Here is a 7,320-nt window from a genome sequence, read left to right on the forward strand (position 1 = left end):
ACAGATACATTATTTATTTAAAGTTTAATTCTTAGGTTATGCCGAATGAAAATTTGTTACCACCACCCACCATCATATTTATTTTTGGTGGTAGCGGTGATTTGAATCAACGGAAATTGTCACCCGCCTTATATAATTTGTTTTTAGATGGTTATATGCCTGAAAAATTTGCCATAGTAGGCTTGGGCAGAAGTAAATACACCGATGAAAACTTCCGCGAAAGATTATGGAAAGGCATTGATTTGTACAGCCGCAGTAAAAACGATCCTAAATCTGAACAACATTGGAATGAGTATAGCCAGAATATTCACTATATATCAATGGATGGGGAAGATGCTTCTGCTTACAATAAATTAAAAGAATTTTCAGCAGCTAAACAATCGGAATGGGCGGTTAAACCACAAGTAATTTTTTATTTGGCCGTTGCACCACAACTTGTACCCGACATTGCCACCAGTTTGGGTAAATTAAATTTAGAAGACATTGCACATTGTGTGCGAATTGTAATTGAAAAGCCCTTTGGGCACGATTTGCAAAGTGCGCACGAATTAAATGCTTTACTTAAAAGCATGTTTAAAGAAGAGCAGATTTATAGAATTGACCACTATTTAGGGAAAGAAACCGTACAAAATATTTTAGCTTTTCGCTTTGCCAATGCATTATTTGAACCTATTTGGAATAGGAATTATATTGACCACGTGCAAATTACCAACGCTGAAACAGTTGGTGTAGAAGAGCGCGGTGGGTATTATGAAAAAAGTGGGGCACTGCGCGATATGGTGCAAAACCATATACTACAATTAATTTGTATGATTGCCATGGAAGCCCCCGTTAGTTTTGATGCCAATGAAATACGGAATAAAAAAGTAGATGTATTAAACGCCATTAGAAAAATTACCAGAGACCAGGCACATGAGCATGCGGTTAGAGGCCAATACAGTGCAGGATGGATGAAGGGGAAAGAAGTAAAAGGATACAGAGAAGAAGACAATGTAAACCCCAATTCAAATGTAGAAACTTTTGCCGCTGTTAAGTTTTTTATTGATAACTGGCGTTGGCAAGATGTGCCTTTTTATGTACGCACAGGTAAATATTTACACGAAAAAACTACCATTATCACCATTCAGTTTAAGCAGGCGCCTAAATTTGCTTTTCCGCCCGAAGCTGCAGAAACCTGGCGCCCCAATCGGCTTACCATTAGTATTCAACCCAATATGGATATTCGGTTGCGTTTTCAGGCTAAAAAGCCCGGACAGGATATTACCCTTAATCCGGTGGATATGATTTTTAGCTATGCCGATGCTTACGATGGCCATGAACCGGAAGCCTACGAAACCCTTTTATTAGATGTAATGCAGGGTAACGCCACCCTATTTATGCGCGACGATCAGGTTGAAGCTGCCTGGAAAATTATTATGCCTATTTTAGAAGCATGGCAAATAAGGCCTCCGGTTGATTTTCCAAATTATAGTCCGGATAGCTGGGGCCCCGAAGATGCCGAAGCGTTGATTGCCAGAGATGGACATAACTGGATTACCTTGCCGTTACCCCATAAGGAATAAAGCAGATAATAATGTATGAACGGCACGGCCAAATAGCTTGAACAGTATTGGCACACCACAATAACATTATGCCATTATAGTATAAATTCATTCCTCATTTTAAAATGCCAACAAATGTCACTTCATGTAGCACCTAATGACAATGCATTAATGCAAACTGTTGCTAATTGGATGGTTGAGTTAATGGCCAATACGCTGCAAAAACAAAGCCGATTTACCATAGCGTTATCAGGTGGTAATACCCCTAAAAGTCTGCATCAATTATTAGCCTCACCAACTTACCGCAATAAAATTGAATGGGATAAGCTACACATTTTTTGGGGCGATGAACGCTTTGTGCCTTTTAATGATGAACGTAACAATGCCAAAATGGCTTTTGATACCTTGTTGAATAGTGTTCCGGTTAAAAAGGAACACATACACATTATGCAAACAGAAAACATAACTCCGGAAGCTTCCGCACAAGCTTATGAAAGCATTTTGCATACCTACTTCAATAACCAACCCTTTAGTTTCGATTTGGTTTTATTGGGCATGGGCGATGACGGACATACTTTGTCGTTATTTCCCGGAACCCCTGTTATTCATGAAACCCAAAAATGGGTTACTTCATTATGGTTAGCAGCACAAAATATGTATAGAATTACATTAACTGCACCCATTGTAAACCAATCCGCCCATGTGGCATTTATAACTACCGGTAGCAATAAAGCCCATGCATTAAAAGAAGTATTGGAAGGGCCAAGCAATGTAGATTTATACCCTTCGCAGATTATTCAGCCTAAGGGTAATTTGCATTGGTTTGCCGATGCGGCAGCTGCGGCATTACTAACACCTGATATATAAAAAAATCGGGTGGTAATCCATCCGATTTTTTTACTGAACAAATTGCAATAAACCTGAGGCGGTATTATTGTTTTTGAGGGTTTACCTTACAGGTTTTAATACCAAAAATGGTATATAAAGGGCAAAATGAAATAAAAGAGGTAGCCAAAAACACCGCCCCTAATACCAATAAAATTATGCCTAATGTACCGGTTACAGTATGCGTAAAATACAAAATGGCAAATACAATGGCCAGTATTACGCGGATAATGCGGTCTGCACCGCCCATGTTTTTTTTCATATTTTTATTTTTATGTTTTTGTTTGGTTTAAAAATAGCTACTTTAATACTATTGTTTGTTGTTGTCAATCAGGCAAAAAGTATTGTATAATGCCCGCCACACCCCAAGCTAATAAAGCACAAATAATACAAACCAATATTAATTTTAACCAGGTGCCTTTCATTAAAGATATAAAATTATAGGGTTATTGTTCATTAAAAAATGACAAATGTCACACACCTAATCTTTACCACTTTATTTGTACCGACAAATTAAAGACCCTACCCTCTAAAGGACCCCAAATATCACTGAATACCGGATTGGTATAGGGTGGATAAACCAACTGCCCGTAATTGCCTTGTTTAAAGTTAAATAGATTTTCACAATTTAAAACAAATGATATTTTTTTAAAACGATAATTCAGCATGGCGGCAGAAAGTATATAACCTCTTGTGCTAGTTCCATCTTCCAAATATTGTTGGCCGGTATAGGATAATTCTAACCCTATTCTAAAATTATCCTCCAACTCAACATTGGCCAAAGCTGCAATTTTGTGCTTGGCTATTAATGGAAAATTGGGAGCCTGCGCATCATACTGCCGTTTAGTATTGGTATATACATATCCAAGGTATAATTCGGTTTCTTCTTCTCTTGCCTGTAAATAGGTTTCAAAACCGGCAGTAGTTATGTTTTGTGCCGCATTGTACCAGTGCATATTGTAGGGGTTCGTAATTGAGTCCAGAAGCAATGGGTGTTGAATGGCGGTATAAAAAAAGCTTTGATTTAAGGTAAACTGCCATTCATCGGCACGCCATTTATAATTAACATCAAAGTTTACACCGGCACTTTTTTCTGCAACGGTACCGGCTTTATATCCGGCCAGGTAACGGTAAAAGCGTTCATCTACATCTCCCGAAAATAAAGAAGGTGTTTTATAACCCATGCCACCACCCAATCGAAAGGTAAGTTGCGGGCTAAACCGATACATGAACGATATACGCGGCAGTAAAAAATTACCATATACACTATGGTGGTCAGCACGCATTCCGGCTTCTGCCGTTAATTTGGGTGTAATTTTCCAATCGTCTTGTAGGTATGCCCCTATGGTATAACCATTTTCATTGGTTAAAAAAGTGCTATCAGGTAGTTTCTTCACAAAGGCATCGCCGTTAAAATTTAACCCGGCAACCCAGTTATGGTGATCATTTTTTTTGCTGTAAGCCAATTCCGTATACCATAAATTTTGATTGGCTTGCATACCAAATAAATTAGTAAGTACCTTGCGGTTATATAAACTGGTTGTACCTTTTAAGCTTAAATGTGCGCCATTGGTTAATTGGTATTCCCAATCTGCGTCAAAGGTATTGCGTAAGCTTTTATTTTGAATGAAGAACTGATGCGCTGCATTCACTTTCCCGTCTAACACCTGCATATCTCCACCTTTTCGGTCTTCTGCATTAAGGGTATAACCCACAATAAAGGTACTGTTGGCATTATTGTAAACAAATAAACGCGGATGTATAAACAGGCTTTTTACATTGGGTACTGTACTAAAGCCATTATGATAAATATCAATGGCTTGTTGTGTATTGCCGCCTGCAAATACAGTGTAGCCCAGTTGCTGATTACGGGCAGAAGAAAACAGGTTCACATTATTTTCCAATAGGGAAGTTCTGTTGAATAAAATACTGTTTTCGGGTTGGTTTCGTTTGGGTGTTTTAGAAACTAAGTTCATCATACCGGCAATGGCACCTCCCCCATACAAAGTAGACGCTGCACCTTTAATTAATTCAACCTGCTTTAAATCTAATGGCGGAATTTGTAACAAGCCAAAACTGCCTGAATATCCGGCAAATAAAGGCATTCCATCGCGCAATATTTGCGTATACCTTCCCGGTAATCCTTGAATACGTAAATCGGCATTACCGGTAGCGGCATTGGTTTGTTGTACCTGTATACCTGCTACATCGCCCAATAAACCCAACATATTACCCGGGTTAATTTGTGTTTCTTCCTCAATTTCTTCTGAGCCAATTACTTCCACTCGGGTCGGTAAGTCTTCTATTCTGGAATTGGTTTTTGAAGCGGCTACCACTATTACATCGGCTAGTTGGTTGGTTGTATGCTGCAAATGTATTTGTAGCATTAGTTCGCCTTTTGCAGGTATTTGAATAGTAGTGTCTTTATTAGCTAAGCCGGTATAGCTGAAGCGAATTTTTTGTTTTAGTTCAGCAGTTTTTAAGTGAAAAATAAAATGGCCGGTGCTATCGGTAATAGTTGTTTGTTTTATTTCAGGCAATTTAACAGTAACGCCACTTAATGGCTGTAGCCCGGCACTATCCAATACCACACCCCGCAATATTTGCTGCGACAGGGTTGCCTGGTAAAACATTAAAAGTAATAATGTGCTATATATACGTAACATGGTTAAATAAAATGGTTAAAATGATAAACATTTACAGCAGGGGTATACCGTTGTAATCATTGTGAAAACAGTATTTGCACACCTGCATCAACAATTGTATGATGTAGCGGTTTTCAACAAGCATTTTTTGAATGCCGCTCAGTTAACTTTTTATGGAAGTGTTGCTTAAATAACAGTAGGTAAAGGTGGGTGGAATACATTACCAATATAGCCGGTTGCAAGGCCATTAAAAGTTGTAATAACGGTATAGGGTTGTTGTGGAATAAAATAAAGGATATTGTTGAAAATATGCAACGGATGAAAAAATAAAATAGAGAAACTAATGGCAGCAGTATTGGGTACCGGCACAAAAGGATGGCTACCATTTTTGTGCGTTTCCTGTTGTTCGGTGGGGTCAAATCCGGCGCACAATAATTTATCGCCAATAAATTCCAATAAATTCAAGTTATCGTCTTCTTGCAGGCAGTAATTGTATAAGGCAACAAAACTTCTACCTGCGTTTATGTGGTTGGGTAAAGTAACCAATGTATGCAAACTTAATGCAGCAATAAGGCATAATGCCGTTATTTTTTTTAGCCCATTCTGCAATATTACCTGCACATGCATAAGTTATGGTATTGGTTCATTAGCCGGGAATACGGGAAATGTATTTTTCAATTTCTTTAATCTGATCAACCACCTGTTTGGTTTTGGGCTTACAGGCTTTGGCTTTTCTGAAATAGTCTTTAGCCGCTCTAAACTCCCGCTTATTCATAAATATTTGGCACATGCCTAAAAAGGCAACAGCTTCACTTTCTTTATCAGGAATACCTAAACGTATGGCTGCTCGCATATAGGTTTCGGCTTGTTTTAAGTCGCCCTTTTGCATAGCCATCATACCCAACTGCAATTTATTGGCGCCTTCTGCTTCCGGCATCGGAGCCCCCAAATCGTTACTTTTTTTCAGGTGTTTTTCGGCTGTATCAAAATCCTGGTTCATCATAGCCAAATTACCTTTAATGGTAAAATAGGTTGAGCGAACGGGTTTGTATAACAAATTAGGAAACCAAATGGAATTCAATATTTTTTCTACTTCTTCTACATTTCCTTGTTCCATGGGGTCTTGAATTAAACGCAAGGGTCCGATAAAGAAATGGGTGAAAATAGCAATTACTGCCAGTAAATACAATACAAAAGCAGGCCAAAAACCACTGGTAATGGTTACTACCACCGCTAATATAAGTGCTAAAATACCTAGCCAGAATCTATATTTAATAATCAGGTTATAAAACTTCATATGCTTTTTTTATGGGCTGCAAAGATAGGGTGCAAAAGTACAAAGCAGATGCCTGATTTTAAAGCAGCTTTTGCACTTTAAAAGCGGTCGTCATTTACTTCTATCCAATTCCCCTCTGTATCCTGCAGGTAAATTTGTTGAACGCCATCTTGCCTTTTGGTAATGCCATGCTTTTCGCCCGTCCAGCTTTGATAAGCAACGCCCAAATTACTTAAATGCTCAATAAAAGCTTTTAAGTTAGGCACGCTGAAGCAAATATGGGTATTAATATCGTGGTTTTTAACCGCTTTGGCACCTTGAATAAGGTGTAATTGACTATGCGGGCCTATACGGTACCAAACATGCTTGCCATCGTGAAAAGGTTCGGGTATGGTGTCTAAATACATCACATCATGATAAAAATCGGCTTGCTTTTGCAAATCAAACACATATACTGCAATATGATTAAGGGTAGGATGCATGCCGGCCATGGCATTTTTTTGAGCAAACAAAGTGTGGCCGCTGCATAATAAGATAGCTAAAAAGGCCATAGCAAGTGATTTCATACTTCAATTTTAAATGGGAAGATACCAATTTTAGCCGGCTACTACGCCCAAATTAGCTGTATAAGGTTTATTTAAGGTTTTAAAACCACAAAATATAGTGCTACCATAGGTAAAATGGTGATGATGACACCCGGTGATTTACGAGTAGGCAAAAAAGGGTAAAACTGTTATACCAGCCATTCAACTTCTATTCCTCTTCGATACAACGCCCACTCAACAGCGTTGCGCAACGCTGTTGACCCGAAGCAATCTCGAAGCGGTATGGGAGGGGGGGAGTAGAAAGGTGGATAAAAGCAAAGCAGAAACTAAAAAAGCCATTGAGCCAAAAAATAAATTAATTAAAAATGCTATTCCAATACGTAGAAATACGTTTTGATGTATGATGAGTAATAATTATTTTAGTATTT

7 protein-coding genes are annotated in these 7,320 nt (G+C 38.4%); 2 read left to right on the forward strand and 5 right to left on the reverse strand.

Annotation, left to right across the window (positions count from 1 at the left end; all coding sequences use genetic code 11):
* The first annotated feature begins 38 nt into the window (after positions 1-38).
* Complete coding sequence (gene zwf / locus ACP5P5_RS09520) at positions 39-1,562, forward strand: glucose-6-phosphate dehydrogenase (RefSeq protein WP_428285873.1); 1,524 nt, start codon at positions 39-41, stop codon at positions 1,560-1,562.
* A 114-nt stretch (positions 1,563-1,676) separates the two neighbouring features.
* The gene (pgl, locus tag ACP5P5_RS09525) at positions 1,677-2,408 is read left to right on the forward strand and encodes a 6-phosphogluconolactonase (protein ID WP_428285874.1); all 732 of its coding nucleotides are present in this window, start codon (positions 1,677-1,679) and stop codon (positions 2,406-2,408) included.
* Between the two features lie 64 nt (positions 2,409-2,472).
* Here the strand turns inward: pgl and ACP5P5_RS09530 are convergent, their stop codons facing one another.
* From ACP5P5_RS09530 to ACP5P5_RS09550, 5 genes are all read right to left on the reverse strand, one after another.
* Positions 2,473-2,688, reverse strand: a complete 216-nt coding sequence (locus tag ACP5P5_RS09530; protein ID WP_428285875.1) for a YgaP family membrane protein — start codon at positions 2,686-2,688, stop codon at positions 2,473-2,475.
* A gap of 226 nt (positions 2,689-2,914) precedes the next feature.
* Positions 2,915-5,092, reverse strand: coding sequence for a TonB-dependent receptor (locus tag ACP5P5_RS09535; RefSeq protein WP_428285876.1), 2,178 nt, complete (start codon positions 5,090-5,092; stop codon positions 2,915-2,917).
* A gap of 165 nt (positions 5,093-5,257) precedes the next feature.
* Positions 5,258-5,698 (reverse strand): hypothetical protein, encoded by a 441-nt coding sequence (locus ACP5P5_RS09540; RefSeq protein WP_428285877.1) that lies wholly within the window; start codon positions 5,696-5,698, stop codon positions 5,258-5,260.
* A 19-nt stretch (positions 5,699-5,717) separates the two neighbouring features.
* Positions 5,718-6,368 carry a tetratricopeptide repeat protein gene (locus tag ACP5P5_RS09545; RefSeq protein WP_428285878.1) on the reverse strand — a complete coding sequence of 217 codons (651 nt, stop codon included), beginning with the start codon at positions 6,366-6,368 and terminating at the stop codon, positions 5,718-5,720.
* Between the two features lie 77 nt (positions 6,369-6,445).
* Positions 6,446-6,913 carry a VOC family protein gene (locus ACP5P5_RS09550; RefSeq protein ID WP_428285879.1) on the reverse strand — a complete coding sequence of 156 codons (468 nt, stop codon included), beginning with the start codon at positions 6,911-6,913 and terminating at the stop codon, positions 6,446-6,448.
* Between the last annotated feature and the right edge of the window lie 407 nt (positions 6,914-7,320).

The organism is Hydrotalea sp. (genome assembly GCF_049968455.1).
In the GTDB taxonomy this organism is placed as follows: Bacteria; Bacteroidota; Bacteroidia; order Chitinophagales; family Chitinophagaceae; genus Hydrotalea.

Coding starts and splice junctions, on each gene's coding strand:
- pgl (WP_428285874.1), top strand. CDS start 1,677: ATGTCACTTCATGTAGCACCTAATGACAATGCATTAATGCAAACTGTT.
- ACP5P5_RS09540 (WP_428285877.1), bottom strand. CDS start 5,698: ATGCATGTGCAGGTAATATTGCAGAATGGGCTAAAAAAAATAACGGCA.
- ACP5P5_RS09550 (WP_428285879.1), bottom strand. CDS start 6,913: ATGAAATCACTTGCTATGGCCTTTTTAGCTATCTTATTATGCAGCGGC.
- ACP5P5_RS09530 (WP_428285875.1), bottom strand. CDS start 2,688: ATGAAAAAAAACATGGGCGGTGCAGACCGCATTATCCGCGTAATACTG.
- zwf (WP_428285873.1), top strand. CDS start 39: ATGCCGAATGAAAATTTGTTACCACCACCCACCATCATATTTATTTTT.
- ACP5P5_RS09545 (WP_428285878.1), bottom strand. CDS start 6,368: ATGAAGTTTTATAACCTGATTATTAAATATAGATTCTGGCTAGGTATT.
- ACP5P5_RS09535 (WP_428285876.1), bottom strand. CDS start 5,092: ATGTTACGTATATATAGCACATTATTACTTTTAATGTTTTACCAGGCA.